The organism is Pseudarthrobacter sp. 1G09 (assembly GCF_050038305.1).
In the GTDB taxonomy this organism is placed as follows: Bacteria; Actinomycetota; Actinomycetes; order Actinomycetales; family Micrococcaceae; genus Arthrobacter; species Arthrobacter equi.
Map to the genome: position 1 here is coordinate 4,114,458 of NZ_CP188306.1, position 19,212 is coordinate 4,133,669.

16 protein-coding genes are annotated in these 19,212 nt (G+C 66.9%); 8 read left to right on the forward strand and 8 right to left on the reverse strand.

Annotated features, from left to right (window positions below):
- The first annotated feature begins 67 nt into the window (after positions 1-67).
- Positions 68-925 carry a prephenate dehydratase gene (locus ACP3TD_RS18990; RefSeq protein WP_426764541.1) on the forward strand — a complete coding sequence of 286 codons (858 nt, stop codon included), beginning with the start codon at positions 68-70 and terminating at the stop codon, positions 923-925.
- A 30-nt stretch (positions 926-955) separates the two neighbouring features.
- Here ACP3TD_RS18990 and ACP3TD_RS18995 read toward each other — a convergent pair whose 3' ends face one another.
- Positions 956-2,854, reverse strand: a complete 1,899-nt coding sequence (locus tag ACP3TD_RS18995; RefSeq protein ID WP_426764542.1) for an FAD-binding monooxygenase — start codon at positions 2,852-2,854, stop codon at positions 956-958.
- Between the two features lie 259 nt (positions 2,855-3,113).
- Between ACP3TD_RS18995 and ACP3TD_RS19000 the strand changes: the two genes are divergently transcribed.
- The 6 genes from ACP3TD_RS19000 to ACP3TD_RS19025 are packed head-to-tail and all read left to right on the forward strand — an operon-like array spanning position 3,114 to position 9,484.
- Positions 3,114-4,574: a fumarylacetoacetate hydrolase family protein gene (locus tag ACP3TD_RS19000; RefSeq protein WP_426767305.1), complete on the forward strand. Its 1,461-nt coding sequence runs from the start codon at positions 3,114-3,116 to the stop codon at positions 4,572-4,574.
- Positions 4,567-5,226: a GntR family transcriptional regulator gene (locus tag ACP3TD_RS19005; protein ID WP_426764543.1), complete on the forward strand. Its 660-nt coding sequence runs from the start codon at positions 4,567-4,569 to the stop codon at positions 5,224-5,226. Before ACP3TD_RS19000 ends, ACP3TD_RS19005 begins: the two co-directional genes overlap by 8 nt.
- 30 nt (positions 5,227-5,256) lie before the next feature.
- Positions 5,257-6,768 (forward strand): 5-carboxymethyl-2-hydroxymuconate semialdehyde dehydrogenase, encoded by a 1,512-nt coding sequence (hpaE, locus tag ACP3TD_RS19010; RefSeq protein ID WP_426764544.1) that lies wholly within the window; start codon positions 5,257-5,259, stop codon positions 6,766-6,768.
- Between the two features lie 32 nt (positions 6,769-6,800).
- Positions 6,801-7,895, forward strand: a complete 1,095-nt coding sequence (gene hpaD, locus ACP3TD_RS19015; RefSeq protein WP_426764545.1) for a 3,4-dihydroxyphenylacetate 2,3-dioxygenase — start codon at positions 6,801-6,803, stop codon at positions 7,893-7,895.
- Positions 7,896-7,898: 3 nt separating this feature from the next.
- Positions 7,899-8,684 (forward strand): 2-oxo-hept-4-ene-1,7-dioate hydratase, encoded by a 786-nt coding sequence (gene hpaH, locus ACP3TD_RS19020; RefSeq protein ID WP_426764546.1) that lies wholly within the window; start codon positions 7,899-7,901, stop codon positions 8,682-8,684.
- Complete coding sequence (locus tag ACP3TD_RS19025; protein ID WP_426764547.1) at positions 8,669-9,484, forward strand: HpcH/HpaI aldolase family protein; 816 nt, start codon at positions 8,669-8,671, stop codon at positions 9,482-9,484. Before hpaH ends, ACP3TD_RS19025 begins: the two co-directional genes overlap by 16 nt.
- A gap of 126 nt (positions 9,485-9,610) precedes the next feature.
- Here ACP3TD_RS19025 and ACP3TD_RS19030 read toward each other — a convergent pair whose 3' ends face one another.
- Positions 9,611-12,319: a PEP/pyruvate-binding domain-containing protein gene (locus ACP3TD_RS19030; protein ID WP_426764548.1), complete on the reverse strand. Its 2,709-nt coding sequence runs from the start codon at positions 12,317-12,319 to the stop codon at positions 9,611-9,613.
- A gap of 207 nt (positions 12,320-12,526) precedes the next feature.
- On the opposite strand from ACP3TD_RS19030, the gene ACP3TD_RS19035 reads away from it, so the two are divergent.
- Positions 12,527-13,936 carry an aldehyde dehydrogenase family protein gene (locus ACP3TD_RS19035; protein ID WP_426764549.1) on the forward strand — a complete coding sequence of 470 codons (1,410 nt, stop codon included), beginning with the start codon at positions 12,527-12,529 and terminating at the stop codon, positions 13,934-13,936.
- 9 nt (positions 13,937-13,945) lie between these two features.
- Here ACP3TD_RS19035 and ACP3TD_RS19040 read toward each other — a convergent pair whose 3' ends face one another.
- The 6 genes from ACP3TD_RS19040 to ACP3TD_RS19065 form a co-directional block, all read right to left on the reverse strand.
- Positions 13,946-14,332, reverse strand: coding sequence for a hypothetical protein (locus ACP3TD_RS19040; protein ID WP_426767306.1), 387 nt, complete (start codon positions 14,330-14,332; stop codon positions 13,946-13,948).
- Between the two features lie 185 nt (positions 14,333-14,517).
- Positions 14,518-14,943: a heat shock protein transcriptional repressor HspR gene (locus ACP3TD_RS19045; RefSeq protein ID WP_426764550.1), complete on the reverse strand. Its 426-nt coding sequence runs from the start codon at positions 14,941-14,943 to the stop codon at positions 14,518-14,520.
- Between the two features lie 15 nt (positions 14,944-14,958).
- Entirely contained in the window at positions 14,959-15,939 is a 981-nt protein-coding gene (locus tag ACP3TD_RS19050) for a DnaJ C-terminal domain-containing protein (protein ID WP_426764551.1), read from the reverse strand.
- An 82-nt stretch (positions 15,940-16,021) separates the two neighbouring features.
- The gene (locus ACP3TD_RS19055) at positions 16,022-16,696 is read right to left on the reverse strand and encodes a nucleotide exchange factor GrpE (protein WP_426764552.1); all 675 of its coding nucleotides are present in this window, start codon (positions 16,694-16,696) and stop codon (positions 16,022-16,024) included.
- Between the two features lie 3 nt (positions 16,697-16,699).
- Entirely contained in the window at positions 16,700-18,571 is a 1,872-nt protein-coding gene (gene dnaK / locus ACP3TD_RS19060; protein WP_426764553.1) for a molecular chaperone DnaK, read from the reverse strand.
- Between the two features lie 265 nt (positions 18,572-18,836).
- Positions 18,837-19,157 (reverse strand): ArsR/SmtB family transcription factor, encoded by a 321-nt coding sequence (locus ACP3TD_RS19065; protein ID WP_426764554.1) that lies wholly within the window; start codon positions 19,155-19,157, stop codon positions 18,837-18,839.
- Positions 19,158-19,212 lie beyond the last annotated feature (55 nt).

A 19,212-nucleotide genomic window follows, 5' to 3' on the forward strand; every position in this document is an offset into this window, starting at 1 on the left:
GCCCCAAAGCGACATCTGCTGCTACCCAGTTGGGCTTGTGGCCGCGGCGCGTGAAAGCATACGGACCATGGCCCAAAAGATTGCGTACCAGGGTGAGCCCGGCGCCAACTCCAATATCGCGTGTCAGCAGATGTTCCCGGATATGGAAAGCGTGCCGTGCGCCAGTTTCGAGGATGCCTTTGAGCTGGTCTCCAGCGGCGAGGCGGACCTGGCCATGATCCCCATCGAGAACTCCATCGCCGGCCGGGTGGCGGACATCCACATCTTGCTGCCGCAGTCGAACCTGCAGATCGTGGGCGAATTCTTCCTGCCCATCCACTTCGACCTGCTGGGCATCCCGGGCAGCACCATCGAGGGTGCCACCGAGGTCCACAGCCACATCCACGCCCTGGGCCAGTGCCGGAAGCTCATCCGCGAGCACGGCCTCAAACCCGTCATCGCCGGTGACACCGCAGGGTCTGCCCGGGAGGTGGCGGAGTGGAACGATCCCCGCAAGCTCTCCCTCGCTCCCCCGCTGGCCGCCCAGATCTACGGCCTCGACGTGCTGGCCTCCAGGGTGGAGGACGACCCCTCCAACACCACCCGCTTCGTGGTGCTGGCCCGTGAAACGGCGCTGCCCGCCCGGGACGAACTCCCCGGCCCGGCAGTGACCAGCTTCGTGTTCCGTGTCCGCAACGTGCCGTCGGCCCTGTACAAGGCGCTGGGCGGCTTCGCCACGAACGGCGTGAACATGACGCGGCTGGAGAGCTACATGGTGGGCGACGAGTTCGCAGCCACCATGTTCATGGCCGACGTCGAAGCGCACCCCGAGGACACTCCGCTTCGGCTGGCGCTCGAGGAACTGGACTTCTTCACCACCGAGGTACGGGTCCTCGGTGTGTACGCCGCCGCGGACCACCGGGCGGCCCGCACGCCGGCTGCCTGAGCCCAGGGACTGGCCCACGGCTGCCTTACGTCAGACCTTCGCGCGCTGGCCCGCTGCCAGGAGGGGAGCGAAGAACTCCGCGAGGTCATCCGTCGCACCGAGCGGCAGCACGTTCGCGACGTACTGGTCCGGGCGGACCACCACCACGGCGCCGCCGCGGTCGATGCCCCGCAACTCGAAGATGTCCGCAGCCGGATCGGTGGCGTAGACCTTCTCGTAGTCGGTGAGCTTGAACGGCCCCACCTGCGGCTTGAAGACCGCAGGCACGGCTCCGATGTCGACGGCGGTGTGCGGCTGCTGGTAGATGACCTTCAGGTCGAACCACGCGTCCGGGTCGGCGTCCGGCGGAGTTGCGGCCATCGGTGAAGCCGGCGAGGCAGCGAACCACTCGGCCAGCTTGTCCGCGGCCGAGCCGGTGCCGGGCAGGGCGGCGTCGGCGAAGACGTAGATCCGCCATCGGCCATCCGCGGTGGCGTGGTGGCCCAGGTGCAGGGGGTTGGTGTCGCCCACCCGGACCACAGGGGCAGACTTGAAGCGCTTGCCCACGGGGAATCCGCTGGCCAGTTCCTGGTGGCCTGTGGAGCCCGTCACCACCGACGGTGCGTACTGGGTCATGAACCCGGCCGGGAACTCGGCCGTGCGGACGTAGAAGTCTTCAAGGTCTGACGGGTTTTCGAAGTCCTCCGGCTTCTTGGCCATCATGGTGGACCATTCCTTGTCGAAGTCGATGAGGTTCCTGGCCACCACCTGGCGTTCTTCGGAGTAGGTGCTGAGCAGGCTTTCCGGGCTGCGGCCTTCCAGGACGTGGCCCAGCTTCCAGGCGATGTTGAAGCCGTCCTGCATGGAGACGTTCATGCCCTGGCCTGCTTTGGCGCTGTGCGTGTGACAGGCGTCGCCGGTGATGAACACCCTCGGGGTGCGGGTGCCGCGCTCCTCCGGCAGGACGTCGTCGAACCTGTCGGTGAGCCGGTGGCCCACCTCGTACACGCTGTGCCAGGCAACATTCCGCACGTCCAGCGTGTAGGGGTGGAGTATGGCGTTGGCCTTGGCGATGATCTGCTCGATGCTGGTGTTGCGGACCTCGTGATGGGTGGCGGGGTCCACTTCGCCCAGGTCCACGTACATGCGGAACAGGTGGCCGCCTTCGCGCGGGATCAGCAGGATGCTGCCCTCGGCGGCCTGGATGGCGCATTTGGTGCGGATGTCCGGGAAGTCCGTCACCGCGAGCACGTCCATGACACCCCAGGCATGGTTGGCCTGGTCCCCGGCCATGGTGCAGCCGATTGCCTGGCGCACTTTGCTGCGGGCGCCATCGGCCCCCACCACGTACTTTGCCCGGACCACCCGGTCCTTGCCCTCGTCCGGGCCAGCGGTGTGCCGGAGCGTAACGGTGACCGGGTAATCGCCGCCGCGGGCCACCTCAAGTCCCACGAAGCCGTAGCCGTAGTCGGGCTTCATCCGGGTCGGCGCATTGGCCATGTACTCGGCGAAGTAGTCCAGCACGCGGGCCTGGTTCACGATCAGGTGCGGGAATTCGCTGATGCCCATTTCGTCGTCGACGGCACGGGCGGCGCGTGCGATGTTCGCATGGTTGGCCGGGTCCGGCTTCCAGAACGCCATCTCGGTAATCCGGTAGGCCTCGGCGACGATCCGCTCCGCAAAGCCGAATGCCTGGAACGTCTCGACGCTGCGCGCCTGGATGCCGTCCGCCTGGCCGATGGCGAGCCTGCCGGGGCGGCGCTCCACGATGCGGGTGGTGATGCCAGGGAACCGGGACAGCTGGGCCGCGGCCAGCATCCCGGCGGGGCCCGTGCCGACGATCAGTACGTCCACCTCGTCAGGAAGGCCCTCGGGGCGGTCGAGTCCGACGCCGGCCGCGGGCTGGACACGCGGGTCGCCGGACACATAGCCGTGGTGATGGAACTGCACGGGGTTACCTCACTTCGTTGTGGGCGGATGACCGCTGCGTCATCTCGTGGACCAAAGCTAGCGAATGTGTTCTATATGAGAACACTACATTCGATAATAGAAACTAACGAGCTGGCTTCAACTGTACGCCGCCTGTGACGGAGGCGACAAGTACTCCGCGGAAGGCTGCAAAGAAGCCCGGAAATTCGGGGGGTTGACGGCAGTCGCCGGATGGAGAATAGTGATCGTATACGATTTCGTACCTGATGAGGAGACGGTCTTGGAGCAGGTCAACGGCGACACCTTGGCAGCAGCCCGCAAGGTGATCGCAGTGCACATCAATTACCCCAGCCGGGCCGCCCAGCGGGGCCGCACCCCGGAGCAGCCGTCGTACTTCCTCAAGCCCTCCAGTTCGCTGGCACTCAGCGGCGGCACGGTGGAGCGCCCGGCCGGCTGCGAACTGCTCGGTTACGAAGGCGAGATCGCCCTGGTCATCGGCAAGGCCGCCCGCCGCGTTTCCATCGAGGACGCCTGGAACCACGTCGCTGCCGTCACCGCCAGCAACGACCTCGGCGTGTACGACCTCCGCTACGCGGACAAAGGCTCCAACCTGCGCTCCAAGGGCGGGGACGGCTTCACTCCCCTGGGCCCGGAACTAGTCCCGGCAGACGCCGTCGACCCTTCCAAACTGCGGATCCGTACCTGGCACAACGGCCACCTGGTCCAGGACGACACCACCGAAGACCTGCTCTTCCCGTTCGCCCGCCTCGTCGCGGACCTGTCCCAGCTCCTCACCCTCGAGGAGGGCGACATCATCCTCACCGGCACCCCCGCCGGCGCCTCCGTGGCCACGCCCGGCGACGTCCTGGAGGTTGAAGTGGGCACCATTGACGGCACCCTCACCACGGGACGCCTGGTCACCACGGTGGAGGAAGGCACGACGGCGTTTGCGGACTTTGGTGCCCGGCCCAAGGTTGACGACGTGCAGCGCGAGGAAGCTTACGGTTCCCGCGAGGCCGCGGGGCTTGCCGCCGTCGGGCCTGCCCTTACCCCGGAACTGAAAGCCAAACTCGAATCCGTGGCCACGGCCACCCTTTCCTCACAGCTGCGCAAGCGCGGGCTTAACAACGTCAGCATCGACGGCCTGCAGGCCACCCGCCCTGACCGCAAGGTAGTGGGCCTGGCCCGGACCCTCCGCTACGTCCCCAACCGCGAGGACCTCTTCAAAACACGCGGCGGCGGTTTCAACGCCCAGAAGAAAGCCATCGATTCCGTCAACGCGGGCGAAATCCTGGTCATGGAGGCCCGCGGCGAAAAGGGAACCGGAACCGTGGGCGACATCCTCGCCCTCCGCGCCCAGGTCCGCGGCGCTGCAGCCATCATCACCGACGGCGGCGTCCGCGATTTCACCGCCGTAGCCGGCCTGGAAATGCCCACGTACTTCGCCAACCCGCACCCCGCCGTGCTGGGCCGCCGCCATATCCCGTGGGACACGGACATCACCATCGCCTGCGGCGGGGCCACCGTCCAGCCCGGCGACATTATCGTGGCCGACTCCGACGGCATCCTGGTGATCCCGCCGGCCATCGCCGAAGAACTCGCGGACGACTGCATCCAGCAGGAGAAGGAAGAAACGTTCATCTTCGAGATGGTCAAGCAGGGCAACAGCGTGGACGGCCTCTACCCCATGAACGCCGAATGGCAGGCAAAGTACAACGAATGGGCAGCCACCAATGAGTGAGGCCACCATGGTTGCCGGCAGCAAGTCCGAGCAGGCCTACCAAGCCGTCAAAGCCCGGATCGTGGAAGGCACCTATACCCCCGGGTACCGGCTGGTTCTGGGCTCCATCGCCAAGGACCTCGGTTTCAGCGTGGTCCCCGTCCGCGAAGCCATCCGCCGCCTGGAGGCTGAGGGGCTGGTGACGTTCGAACGCAACGTCGGCGCCACCGTGGCCGGCATCGACCCCACCGAATACCTCTACACCATGCAGACCCTCAGCATCGTCGAAGGCGCCGCCACCGCCCTTTCCGCACCACTGATCGACCCGGCCGCGATCGCCCGGGCACGCGCCATCAACGAGGAGATGCGGGACTGCCTGGACCACTTCGACCCCGTCCGGTTCACGAAACTGAACCAGGATTTCCACTCCGTCCTGTTTGAGCACTGCCCCAACCCGCACATCCTGGACCTGGTGCACCGCGGCTGGAACCGGCTCGCGGCCCTCCGGTCCTCAACCTTCCGCTTCGTTCCCGGACGCGCCCTTGGCTCCGTCGAGGAGCACGAAAACCTGCTGACGCTCATCGAAACCAGAGCAGACGCCGACACCATCGAAAAGGCAGCCCGCCAGCACCGTACCGCCACCCTGGACGCGTACCTCGCCCAAACCCGTTAGCAAGCTCAGCACCAGTAAAGGACTTCAACGATGACGACCTCAACAGAAACTGCCAAGCACTACATTCCCGAGGACCTGCCCACCTCCATCCAGCACTACATCAACGGCGAATTCGTTGACTCCGTGGGCGGCAAGACCTTCGACGTCCTGGACCCGGTATCCAACACGAACTACGCCACCGCGGCGGCCGGCCAGAAAGAGGACATCGACCTTGCTGTCGCCGCCGCCCGCGAAGCCTTCATCAACGGCCCGTGGCCGAAGATGAAGCCGCGGGAACGCGCCCGCGTGCTGAACAAAATCGCCGATGCGGTCGAGGCCCAGGAGGGCCGCCTCGCCGAACTGGAAACCTTCGATACCGGGCTGCCGATCACCCAGGCCAAGGGCCAGGCCCTCCGCGCTGCCGAGAATTTCCGCTTCTTCGCGGACCTGATCGTGGCCCAGTTCGACGACGCCATGAAGGTCCCCGGCTCGCAAATCAACTACGTGAACCGCAAGCCGATCGGCGTGGCCGGGCTGATCACCCCGTGGAACACCCCGTTCATGCTTGAGTCCTGGAAGCTCGCCCCCGCCCTGGCCACCGGCAACACCGTGGTCCTCAAACCAGCCGAGTTCACCCCGCTCTCCGCGTCCCTGTGGGCCACCATCTTCAAGGACGCCGGCCTGCCTGACGGCGTGTTCAACCTGGTCAACGGCCTCGGCGAGGAAGCCGGCGACGCCCTGGTCAAGCACCCTGACGTCCCGCTGATCTCCTTCACCGGCGAGACCACCACCGGCCAGACGATCTTCCGCAACGCCGCGGCCAACCTCAAGGGCCTGTCCATGGAGCTCGGCGGCAAGTCCCCCTGCGTCGTCTTCGCCGACGCCGACCTGGACGCCGCCATCGATTCCGCCCTGTTTGGCGTCTTCTCCCTCAACGGCGAACGCTGCACCGCCGGCTCCCGCATCCTGGTGGAGCGCGCCATCTACGACCAGTTCTGCGAAAAGTACGCCGCCCGCGCCAAGAACATCGTGGTGGGCGACCCCCACGACCCCAAGACCCAGGTCGGCGCCCTGGTCCACCCCGAGCACTACGAGAAAGTGGCCTCCTACGTGGAGATCGGCAAGTCCGAGGGCCGGCTCCTGGCCGGCGGCGGCCGCCCCGACCACCTGCCCGAAGGCAACTACATCGCACCCACCGTGTTTGCCGACGTCGCCCCCGACGCCCGGATCTTCCAGGAGGAAATCTTCGGACCCGTCGTGGCCATCACCCCGTTCGAGAACGACGACGAGGCCCTCGCCCTGGCGAACAACACCAAGTACGGCCTCGCCGCCTACATCTGGACCCAGAACCTGACCCGCGCCCACAACTTCTCCCAGAACGTCGAGGCCGGCATGGTGTGGCTGAACAGCCACAACGTCCGCGACCTTCGCACCCCGTTCGGCGGCGTGAAGGCCTCGGGCCTGGGCCATGAGGGCGGCTACCGCTCCATCGATTTCTACACCGACCAGCAGGCCGTGCACATCACCCTCGGCAGCGTCCACACCCCCAAATTCGGCGCCTAGCCCAAGAACCCTTTCAAAGAAGAGAGCATCCCATGACCAACTTCGTTCCCACCCCTTCTGTCCCGGCCCCGGACATCGTCCGCTGCGCCTACATGGAAATCGTGGTCACCGACCTTGCCAGGTCCCGCGCGTTCTACGTTGATGTCCTTGGCCTGCACGTCACCGAGGAAGATGAGAACAACATCTACCTGCGCTCCCTGGAGGAGTTCATCCACCACAACCTGGTCCTCCGGAAGGGACCCATCGCCGCCGTCGCCGCCTTCGCCTACCGGGTGAAATCCCCCGCCGAGGTAGACGCCGCCGAGGCCTACTACCGCGAACTCGGCTGCCGGGTGGAGCGCCGCAAGGACGGCTTCACCAAAGGCATCGGCGACTCCGTCCGCGTCGAAGACCCCCTGGGATTCCCCTACGAATTTTTCTACGAGACCGAACACGTGGAACGCCTCACCCAGCGCTACGACCTCTACTCCGCCGGCGAACTGGTCCGCCTGGACCACTTCAACCAGGTCACCCCCGACGTCCCCAAGGGCCGGGCGTACCTCGAGGACCTCGGCTTCCGAGTCTCCGAAGACATTAAGGATTCCGACGGCGTCACGTACGCCGCGTGGATGCACCGCAAGCAAACCGTCCACGACACCGCCCTGACCGGCGGCAACGGCCCACGCATGCACCACGTCGCGTTTGCCACGCACGAGAAGCACAACATCATCCAGATCTGCGACAAGATGGGCGCCCTGCGCATCAGCGACAGGATCGAGCGCGGCCCCGGCCGGCACGGCGTCTCCAACGCCTTCTACCTCTACATCCTGGATCCGGACGGGCACCGAATCGAGATCTACACCCAGGACTACTACACCGGCGACCCCGACAACCCCACCATCACCTGGGACGTCCACGACAACCAGCGCCGTGACTGGTGGGGCAACCCCGTGGTCCCCTCCTGGTACACCGAAGCCTCCCTGGTCCTGGACCTCGACGGCAACCCCCAACCCGTCATCGAACGCGAGGAAAAATCCGAGATGGCCGTCACCGTGGGCGCCGACGGCTTCTCCTACACCCGCAAAACGGACGGTGACGCCGGGCCTGCCGGGGAAGCACAGGGTTTCAAGCTGGGAGCGCAGGTCTGACCGATGCTGGAGCCGAAGACGATTGAGGCGATCGCGGACGAGCTGCTGGAAGCCGCCCGGACCCGAACCCCTGTCCCCCGCCTGACCGCACGCTACCCGGACATGACGGTGGAGGACTCCTACGCCGTCCAGCAGTTGTGGCGGCGCCGCAACGAGGAAACCGGCCGGACCCTGGTGGGGCGGAAGATCGGCCTCACGTCCAAGGCCATGCAGGCCGCCACCGGCATCACCGAACCGGACTACGGTGCCATCTTCGATGACATGGTCCTCGAGACCGGCTGCACGGTGCAGTGGGACCAGTACACCCACCCCCGTGTGGAGGTGGAACTGGCCTTCGTGCTGAAGGACGGGCTCAAGGGCCCCGGCTGCACCATCTTCGATGTCCTGAAAGCCACCGACTACGTGGTCCCGGCCCTCGAGATCCTGGACTCCAGGATCGAAATGGAGGGCCGGACCATCGTGGACACCATCTCGGACAACGCCGCCATGGGCGCCATGGTCATCGGCGGACGCCCCGTGAAACCTGACGCCGTGGACCTCCGCTGGGTCTCGGCCATCCTCTACAAAAACCAGACCGTGGAGGAAACCGGCGTGGCCGCCGGGGTCCTGGACCACCCCGCCAACGGCGTCCACTGGCTCGTCAACAAGATCGCAGCCCACGGCGACTCCCTGAAAGCCGGCGACATCATCCTCGCCGGCTCCTTCACCCGCCCCCTCTGGGCCTACAAGGGCGACACCGTCCACGCCGACTACGGACCCCTCGGGAGTGTCACGTGCCGCTTCGAATAGACCACACCTTCCGCGACGCCCTCGCCGCACAACGAAGCGAAACGGGCCGCCCGCTCGCCGGGATGTGGGTGTGCTCCGGCAGCCCGCTGATCGCAGAGCTGTGCGCCGGCGCCGGCCTGGACTGGCTCCTGGTGGACGCCGAGCACAGCCCCAACGGCCTCGAATCCGTCCTCGCCCAACTGCAGGCCGTCCACGGCTACCCGGTCCATACCCTGGTCCGGCCTCCCGTCAACGACACCGTGGTGATCAAGCAGTACCTGGACCTCGGCGTCCAGAACCTGCTGATCCCCATGGTCAACTCCGCCGCCGAGGCCGAAGCCGCGGTGGCGGCCACCCGGTACCCGCCCCAGGGCGTCCGCGGTGTGGGCTCCGCGCTTGCCCGGGCGGCACGGTGGAACCGGGTCCCGGACTACCTGAGCCGGGCCAACAGCACCATCAGCGTCACCGTCCAGATCGAATCCACCTCCGCCGTCGAAGCGGTCGCGGACATCCTCAAGGTGGACGGCGTGGACGCCGTCTTCGTTGGGCCCTCCGACCTCGCCGCGTCCATGGGCCTGCTGGGACAGCAGGAACACCCCGAGGTGCGGGCCGCCGTCGAACACTGCCTCGCCGCGGCAAAGGCCGCCGGGAAACCTGCGGGCGTCAACGCCTTCAACCCGGACACCGCACAGCACTACCTGGACAACGGCGCGGACTTCATCCTCGTGGGCGCCGACGTCGCCCTCCTCGCACGGGGCTCCGAAGCCCTCGCCGCGAAGTATGTAACGCAGCCCAGCGGCGAAACCCAGGCCAGTTACTGAACAGTTACTGACCCGAGGGCCAGGGCAAAGTGCGCCGGGCAGGTCAGCCGACGCGCGTGTAGTTGATCTCCGTCTCCCCTGCCGCGCCGCCGGGGAGTGTCACATACGTGCCTTAATATGAGCAGTTCACAATAACTTTTTTGTTGATGACGCGGAATCATCGATTGTGGCCTGGGCTGCGGGCAGGACAGTAACCGTGCCGGCGTCCCCGTCCACCAAGACCTGCTGCCCGGTGGTGAGCCGCTGCGTGGCCACCCCGGTGCCGAGGACAGCGGGGATGCCGTATTCGCGGGCCACGATGGAACTGTGGCTCAGCGGGCCGCCCACATCCGTCACCACCGCCGAGGCCATGGCGAACAGCGATGTCCAGGCCGGCGTGGTAATCCGTGCCACCAGGACATCCCCCGGCCGCATTTGGCCGAAATCCCGGGGCCCGGACAGCACGCGGGCGGGAGCGCTGACCCGGCCCGGGCTCGCACCGACGCCCTTGATGACATCACCGCTCTGGTGCTGCGATCCGGCCGGCATCCACGAGCCGAAGGACCGTTCCATCCATCGGCTCTCCGGAAGCATCTGCGGGGCAGCGGCCTTCGCCTGGCCCCGCCACAGCATCCGCCGTTCCTCGACGGCGTCCGCGAGGACAGGGGGGGCCGTTCCGGTGATGGCCACGGCAGCAGCACCGGCCGCCTGCGTGCCGGGTGCGGCGAGCCCGAACTCGACGGCGCTCAGCAACTCCTGGAACCGCAGCCAGAACACGTCCTCGGGGGCTGCGATGAGGGAGGACGCCACCAGCCGACGCCCGAGTTCGAGCAGTGTCCGCCGCAGCAGCGGCCAGGCGAGTCCGACGTCGGCGAGGGCATCCTCCCGGATCGGAGCCGTGGCCTGGGCCCACCGCAGCAGGCGGAAGAACACGCCGCGCCGGCGGGGTCCCAGCCGGGCCGCGGCATCACGGGTCAGTTCTTCCCGGCGCTCGGTCAGGAGCCGTTGGCGCTCATGCGGATCGGTGCCCTGGCCGCGCAGGTAGAACTTCACCGTCTCCAGCAGGGTGGCGGGGTCATCGGCCGGCACCGGGGTGGCGAAGTCCAGGTTGTAGACGGCGTGGCCATAGAGATCCAGATGCTCCTGGAACGTGAACCGCCACTCCTGCCACAGGACGTCGTCCACCCCGGCCGGCGGCGCACCGGTGCGCTGGCACTCGGCGAGTTCCGCCGTCGGCCGTTCCAGCAATACCGCTGTGAGCCCGGGGTCGCTGCGTGCCCACCCGGCAAGATCGTAGAGCGACTTCTCGGCGCGGATGGGCTCGCTGTCGAAGCCGAGGAGCAGTGCCTGCGCAGGAGGATCCCCGTCCCGCCGGACCAGCTTGTCGTAGAACGCCCGGAAGGACAGCTCGCTGGTGGCGGCGAGCGGGATGATGGACTGCACGGCTGTGTAGTAAACGGTCCCGGCATCCAGCAGCGACTGCGCTCCGGCCAGCAGCTCCCCGCCGGACAGCCCCTGCAGTGGCTTCGCGGCCCAGTCCTTGACCGCCCGCTGGTACTTGGGGTGCGAGTACTCGCGCCAGCCGGCCACGCCCATATGCGCCTCACCGCGGAACAGGGCGCGGAAGGCCGCCGGCGATTTGGCCATCATCCGCCACATGCCGGAGTTGCGGTAGTAGTAATAGGCGTAGCCGTTGACGGTGGGCAGCCGGACGTCACCCTCCCGGACGGCGCCCTTGCCCACCGCCGCGGCCAGAAGGGCCTGAAGCGACCTCGCCACGGAGCCGTCAATGAGGTCGGCGAACAGCGGCGTCAGCGGGTCCGGCAGCTGCTCCACGATGCTGGCCCGGAAGTACATGCCCTTCGGGTAGGGCAGGGGCCAGGTGTCCGGGATGTCGGCCGCCGGCTCCGGCAGGGCGGTGATGGGACGGGACTGCAGAATGAAGAAAGTACCGTTCGCACGCGCCCATTCGATGTCCTGCGGCGCCCCGAAGTGCTCCGCAATCCGGCGGCCAAAAGCGGCCAGTTCGGCTGCTGCGGCGTCGTCCAGGACGGGCGCACGACGGCGGGCTGCCGCCACCGGCTGCTCCCGGGTCCCGCCCTCCGCGTACACGGTCATGACGGACTTGTCGGCTGTCTGGCGCGAGAGCACCTTCCCCGTGGCCGCCTCCACCACCAGATCATCGGTGCTGACGGTTCCGCTGACCACCGACTCGCCGAGCCCCCAGGCGGCACTGATCACTGCCTGGTCGGGCCGGCCGTTCGCGGGGTTGGCAGTGAACATTACCCCGGCTGCCTCGGCTTCCACCATCTCCTGGACCACAACTGCGAGCCGCACCTGGCCCGGCAAGACGCCTTCCCGGGCCCGGTAGGCCATGGCACGCGCCGTCCAGAGCGAGGCCCAGCAATCGATGACCGCTTTCGTGATGGCCTCGAATCCGCGGACGTTCAGGTAGGTGTCCTGCTGCCCGGCGAAGCTGGCCGAGGCCAGGTCCTCCGCGGTGGCTGAGGACCGGACCGCCACCGGGACGTCCGCTCCGCCGAGGAACCCATAGGCGCCGGCAAGCTCGTCCCGCATCCCGCCAGGCAGAGTGCCGCCCGTGAACAGGGCACGGATCCGGTCCGAGGCAGCCGCATAGTCCTCGGGCGCAGCGTCCGGGGGCACCGTGGCCAGGCGCTGGATTTCGTCCCCGAGGCCGTTGGCGCTGACGAATTCGGTATAGGCATCAGTGCCCAGCACGAATCCCGGCGGAACCGGCAGCCCGGCATGGATGAGCCCGGCCAGGCCCAGCGCCTTGCCGCCGGCAGCGGCCAGATCGCCGTTTCCCACATCGCTGAGACCGTTGATATGTGGCATGACCGCACGTCCTTGCTGCCCGGCGGGGCGGTGCCTTGAACCTGATCCTCAACATCATGGCACCGTGTCGCAGGGCTTGCCACTGTTCCCTCCGGGTCAACAGTCCTGCGCCACAACACAAGGGACGCGGCCCGTGCCCAACCACACTGGAACGTAGCCCGCCCAGCCGCCCGGCTGGCGTCCCTGCCTACTCGAAGTGGAGTACCCGTGGAAACCTATGATGCGCTTCTGGCCGCCATCTCGCCCGCCCCCGGCACCGGCCGGACCATCCTGGACCCCGCAACCGGCGCGGCTGTGGGTGAGGCCCCGGTGCACGGAGTGGCGGACCTGGATGCGGCCATCACCGCTGCCGCCACCGCGCAGCCCGCGTGGGCTGCCGTGGGACACGAGGCCCGGTCCGCCGTCCTCCTCAAGGCGGCCGACGCCGTCGAACGCTCAGCCGAGGAGCTCGCCCAGCTGCTCTCCCGCGAGCAGGGCAAGCCCCTCAACGGGCCCAACGCCCGCTTCGAGGTGGGCGCCTGCGCGGCCTGGCTCCGAGCCGCGGCCGGCACTCCCCTGGCCCCCGAAACCCTGGTGGACGACGGCGAAACCCGCGCCGAACTGCACTACCGGCCCATCGGCGTCGTGGGCGCGATCGGGCCGTGGAACTGGCCCATGATGATCACCACCTGGCAGATCGCCCCCGCCCTCCGGATGGGCAACACCGTGGTGGTCAAGCCTTCCGAGTACACGCCGCTTTCGGTCCTGGCGCTGGCCAAGGTGCTCAACGAAGAACTGCCCGAAGGGCTGCTGACCGTCGTGTCCGGCGGCCGGGACGTAGGCGAAGCGCTGGCATCGCATGGGGCGGTGGGCAAGGTCATGTTCACCGGGTCCACCGCCACAGGCAAGGCGATCATCCGGTCGTCGGCGGATACCGTCAAACGCCTCACTCTCGAGCTCGGCGGCAACGACGCCGGCATCGTCCTGCCCGGCACCGATCCCCGGGCGATCGCCCAGAACCTCTTCTGGGGGGCCTTCATCAACACCGGCCAAACCTGCGCCGCACTCAAGCGCCTCTACGTCCACGACTCCATCTACGACGCCGTCTGCGAGGCACTCACCGACGTCGCGAAGGCCATGCCGATGGGGAACGGCCTGGACGAAAACAACGTCCTCGGCCCGCTCCAGAACAAAGCGCAGTACGACGTCGTCGCGACCCTCGTGGAGGAGGCCAGGGCTTCCGGAGCACGAGTCCTCCTCGGCGGGAACCCGGACTCCAGCCAGTCCGGCTACTTCTACCCCGCCACGCTGGTGGCGGACATCGACAACGGCAATCCGCTGGTGGCCGAGGAACAGTTCGGCCCCGCACTGCCGATCATCCGCTACGGCAGCATCGACGAAGCGGTGGAGATGGCCAACGCCCTCGACGTCGGCCTCGGCGCCTCCGTCTGGTCCTCCGACCCCGCGGCTGCCCGTGCGGTAGCCGCGCGGCTGGAAGCGGGCACCGTCTGGATCAACCGGCACGGCGTCGTCGATCCGCGGATTCCCTTCGGCGGGGCCAAACAGTCCGGCTACGGCCTGGAATTCGGCGCCGAAGGCCTCAAGGCCCTCGGCGTCCCGCAGGTCATCAACGGCTAGGGCTCCGGCTCACCCCATGGCAGGGGCCACCGACGCGCGGCCGGACAGGTGGCGGCGGGCCCAGCGGGCGAGCTTCCTGCCCTTGCCCTGCCACCAGTTGTCCTCGTCCTTGCCGTAATGGAACCGGAAGATGATGGCGGTGAGCACGAACATGCCCATCACCACATCGATCCACGACGACACCACGATGGCCACCAGGACCGTCAGGGCATCGGCGATGACCGCCGGGATGGCCAGGGTCCGGAAGACGGTGCTGGCCACGTAGCGCCGGTGCGACCGCGGAACGGACGTTGCCCGGACCATGTCAAAGCAGACGCACACCACCACGACCGTCTGCCCGATGGCCAGCAGGGCCTGTCCGGGCACCGAAGCGCTGAAGGACGCCACTGCTTCCATTCCCGGGCTCATGGCCGGGCCTTGAGAAGAGAACCAAACATGGAATAACCCCCCAGAAAAGAATGGAACCACTGCTTCAGCAGTGGTTCCATTGAAGGTTTCCGCGGGCGGGGACACACGAGTAGCGGGTACTCTAATTTTGCCGGGCGGCCGGAGGCCGGGTACTGAGAGGCAGGCAGCTGCTGCTACTGGCCGATGGCGCGGGGCCGCCACAGCACCACGGCCTGCGGCCGCGGACGGGGGCGCTGGCCGCGGGCCAGGCTCACGACGTCGCCGGCCGCGCCCGCGGCGAAGATGCGGGAGTCGAACGCCTGCGGGCGCCGCCCCAGTTCCTCGGTCAGTTCCAGCACGCGCCGCTGCAGGGCAGACACCTGGTTTTCCAGTTCCAGGATGCGTTTGATCCCTTCGAGGGAGACGCCTTCCTGGGACAGCCGCTGCACTTCGCGGAGCATGTTGACGTCCCGCTGCGAGTACCGCCGGGATTTCCCGGGGGCACGGCTGGGTTTAACGATGCCCAGGCGGTCGTACTGGCGGAGCGTCTGCGGGTGCATGTCAGCCAGCTCAGCCGCCACGGAAATCACGAAGATGGGCTGGTCAGCGTTGATGTCCACGGCACACCTCCTCCGCTACAGCCGGGCCTTGGCGGCCAGGCCCTCTCGAACGTCGGCACCGGCCGTGGCCTCGGCGAAAGCCTTCACCGCGGCCTCGGCCTCCTTGTTCAGGTTCTTGGGAACCGCGACGTCGATGGTCACCAGGAGATCGCCCGTAGCCTTCGAGGTCTTCACGCCTTTGCCCTTAACCCGCAGGGTACGGCCCGACGGCGTGCCTGCCGGAACACGGACCCGCACCTTCTCGCCGTCGATGGTGGGCACCTCGATGTCGCCGCCCAAAGCAGCCTCGGGGAAGGTGACCGGGACGTGGATGCGGAGGTTGTCGCCGTCGCGCGTGTAGAACTCGTGCGGCTTGACCGAGACGGCAACCACCAGGTCGCCGTTGCCGGCCTGGCCGGGCTGGCCCTTGCCGCGCACACGGACCTTCTGGCCGTCCTTGATGCCGGCGGGGACGCGAACGTCGATGACTTCGCCGTTGGGTTCACGCAGGCCGATGGTGGTGCCGCGGATGGCACCGGAGAACGAGATGCTGGTGGATGCGGTGCGGTCCGCGCCCTTTTGGGGTGTCCGCTGGAACCCGGGCGAGCCGCCGAAGCCGCCGCCGAACAGGTCCGCGAATTCGGGCGGAATGTTGCCGGAGGACGGGTTGAAGCCGCCGGCGTGCCGCCCTGTGTTGCCGGTGAACAGGCCGCCGAACAGGTCCTCGAACCCGCCGTTGCCGCCAGCGGCACCGCCGCCGCCGGGAGCGAACCGGGCGCCGCCGCCCATGGCGCGGATGGCATCGTACTGCTGGCGCTCATCAGCATCAGAGAGCACCGAGTAGGCCTCGGAGACGTCCTTGAATTTCTTCTCGGCAGTTGCATCGCCGGAGTTGGTGTCCGGATGGTACTGCCGTGCCAGCTTCCGGTAAGCCTTCTTGATATCGGCGTCGGAAGCGTCCTTGGCAACACCAAGGATCTTGTAAAAGTCCTTGTCCACCCAATCCTGGCTAGCCAATGGCGTTTCCTTTCAAAAGTTATGGGTCGGTGGCTGGGCTTGCCGAAACCTGGTTTCGGCAATCCCAGCCACCGGGGTAATGCTACGCAGGTACTGCGACGATGACCTGTGCTGCGCGGAGCACGCGGTCGCCTGACTTGTAGCCGGAGCGGAGCACCTGGCTGACGGTGTCAACCTCAATGTCTTCGCCGGGCTGCTGGATCAGGGCCTCGTGGACCGTGGGGTCGAAATCCACGCCGGTTTCGTCGATGCGGACCAGGCCGTAGGTCTTCAGCGCGTTCTCCAGCTTGGCGGCGATCGCGGCGAAGGGGCCATCGGTGAGGTCGCCGTGCTGCCGTGCGGCGTCGACGTCGTCCAGGACCGGGAGCAGGGAGTTCAGGACGCCGATGACGGCCATTTCCCCTGCCACGGCTCGGTCGCGTTCAACGCGCTTGCGGTAGTTGACATACTCGGCCTGCAGGCGGAGGAGGTCGTTCTTCAGCTCTGCTGCCTCAGCGTTGGCGGACCCTGCGGGAACACCCTGGGCCACGGATTCCCCTGCGGGCACCTCGACGCCGTTGAGGATCTCCTCGGCCTGGGCCAGCGCGTCGCCGTCGGAATCCTGTGCGGAACCGGCCTGCCCGCCTTCAGGGTGCCGGGCCTGGCCGGTCACCGGGTCAACCTTGCGGTTGTCCCGGATGACCGGTTCCTGGCTGTTGCCCTTGCCCTCGTGGTTCGCGGATGAAGAGTGCTCTTCCTCGTTACCGTGATGGGGCATGGCTTACTTCTTCGCTTCGTCTTCGTCGATGATCTCGGCGTCGACGATGTCCTCGTCGGCCTTGGAGCCATCGCCCGCTGCTGCGCCTTCGGCACCCGCGGCACCGGTGGCACCGTCCGGCGAACCGGCCTGGGAGTAGATGGCTTCGCCGAGCTTCGTCTGGGAAGCCTGCAGCTTCTCGAACGCGGTCTTGACCTCGGCGTCGTCGGTGCCTTCGAGCGCCTTCTTGAGGGCGTCGACGTCAGCCTGGACCTCGGTCTTGACCTCTTCCGGCAGCTTGTCGGCGTTGTCGGCGATCAGCTTGTCTACGGAGTAGGCGAGCTGCTCTGCGGAGTTGCGGGTGTCGGTTGCCTCGCGGCGGGCCTTGTCCTCGGCGGCGTGTTCCTCGGCGTCACGGACCATGCGGTCGATGTCCTCCTTGGAGAGTGCGGTGCCGCCGGTGATGGTCATGGACTGTTCCTTGCCCGTGCCCTTGTCCTTGGCGGAGACGTGGACGATGCCGTTGGCGTCGATGTCGAACGTGACCTCAACCTGCGGGACGCCGCGCGGTGCCGGAGCGATGCCGGTCAGCTCGAACGTACCCAGCGGCTTGTTGTCGCGGGTGAATTCGCGCTCGCCCTGGAAGACCTGGATGGCCACGGACGGCTGGTTGTCGTCAGCGGTGGTGAAGGTCTCGGACCGCTTGGTGGGGATGGCGGTGTTGCGCTCGATCAGGTGCGTCATGACGCCGCCCTTGGTTTCGATGCCGAGGGACAGCGGGGTGACGTCGATCAGGAGGACGTCCTTGCGCTCACCCTTCAGCACGCCGGCCTGGAGTGCCGCGCCAACGGCCACAACCTCGTCCGGGTTCACGCCCTTGTTCGGTTCCTTGCCACCGGCGAGTTCCTTGACCAGCTCGGAGACAGCGGGCATACGGGTGGAACCGCCCACCAGCACGATGTGGTTGATGTCGGAGAGCTTGATGCCGGCTTCCTTGATCACGTCGTGGAACGGCTTCTTGGTGCGCTCGAGCAGGTCCTTGGTGAGGTCCTGGAACTTGGCACGGGTCAGCTGCTCGTCCAGGTGGACCGGACCGTCGGGGGTGACGGACAGGTACTGGAGGGAGACGTTGGTGCTGGAGGAGGAGGAGAGTTCCTTCTTGGCCTGCTCAGCGGCTTCGCGGAGGCGCTGCAGGGCGATCTTGTCCTTGGACAGGTCGATGCCCTTGACCTTGAGCTGGTTCAGCAGGTAGTCAACAACGCGCTGGTCCCAGTCGTCGCCGCCGAGGCGGTTGTCACCGGCGGTGGCGCGGACCTGGATGGTGGAGAAGTTGTCCTCGTCCTTGCCGACTTCCAGCAGGGAGACGTCGAAGGTACCGCCACCAAGGTCGAAGACCAGGATGAGTTCGTCTTCCTTGCCCTTGTCCAGGCCGTAGGCGAGTGCTGCGGCGGTGGGCTCGTTGACGATGCGCAGGACGTTCAGGCCGGCGATTTCGCCGGCTTCCTTGGTGGCCTGGCGCTCGGCGTCGTTGAAGTAGGCCGGAACGGTGATGACGGCGTCGGTAACCTTTTCACCCAGGTAGGACTCGGCGTCGTTCTTCAGCTTCATCAGCGTACGCGCGGAGATTTCCTGCGCGGTGTACTTCTTGCCGTCGATGTCCACCTTCCAGTCAGTGCCCATGTGGCGCTTGACGGAGGCGATGGTGCGGTCAATGTTGTTGACGGCCTGGCGCTTGGCGATTTCGCCAACCAGGACCTCGCCGGACTTGGAGAATGCAACCACCGACGGCGTGGTGCGGCCACCCTCGGCGTTGGCAATAACGGTGGGCTCGCCACCTTCGAGAACGGAGACGACGGAGTTGGTGGTTCCGAGGTCGATACCTACTGCACGTGACATGTGTTGCTTCCTTCTTTCCTTGGAAACTGGTTGGCGCCCGCATGATTGAGCGTTCTGCACTCAACTTTACTCAGGGCCCACCTGATGTCAACTGAAGTTGAGCGTACTCCACTCAACTTTCATCCTTTATGGATTCGGATCACGACGACGGCAATCACCTGATGCCTGCAATGGCGGGGAATTCAGGGGTACTGCGGCCCGGTTCCGCTCTGGGAGAAAGAGCGCAGTCAACCGCAACGGAACGGCACCCAGGGGGTGGGCGGCGCTACTGCATTGGCGCGTCGAGGACTGCGGGGAGCAACCCGGGGAAGCGGGCCTCCAGGTCCTCGGAGCGGAGGGTCAGGCGGCGGCCCCGGCCGTTGGCCTCATTGCGGATAACCCCGGCCTCGCGGAGGACCTTCATGAGGTGCGATTTAGTGGACTTCGGCATGTCCGGGACCCTGAGCGAGCAGTCAGCCATGTCGAGGGGGCCGGAGCGGAGCTGGCGCACGATGTCCAGCCGCTCAGGATCGCTCAATGCGAAGAGCACGCTGGGCAGATCGAGATCCGCGCGGGTGGGGTGGGGGAGGTTCGCCGGCGTAGCCACGGTTCGATTTTAGTTGAACCATCGGGGTTGGTGCCAGTAGGCTGTTGATTCGATA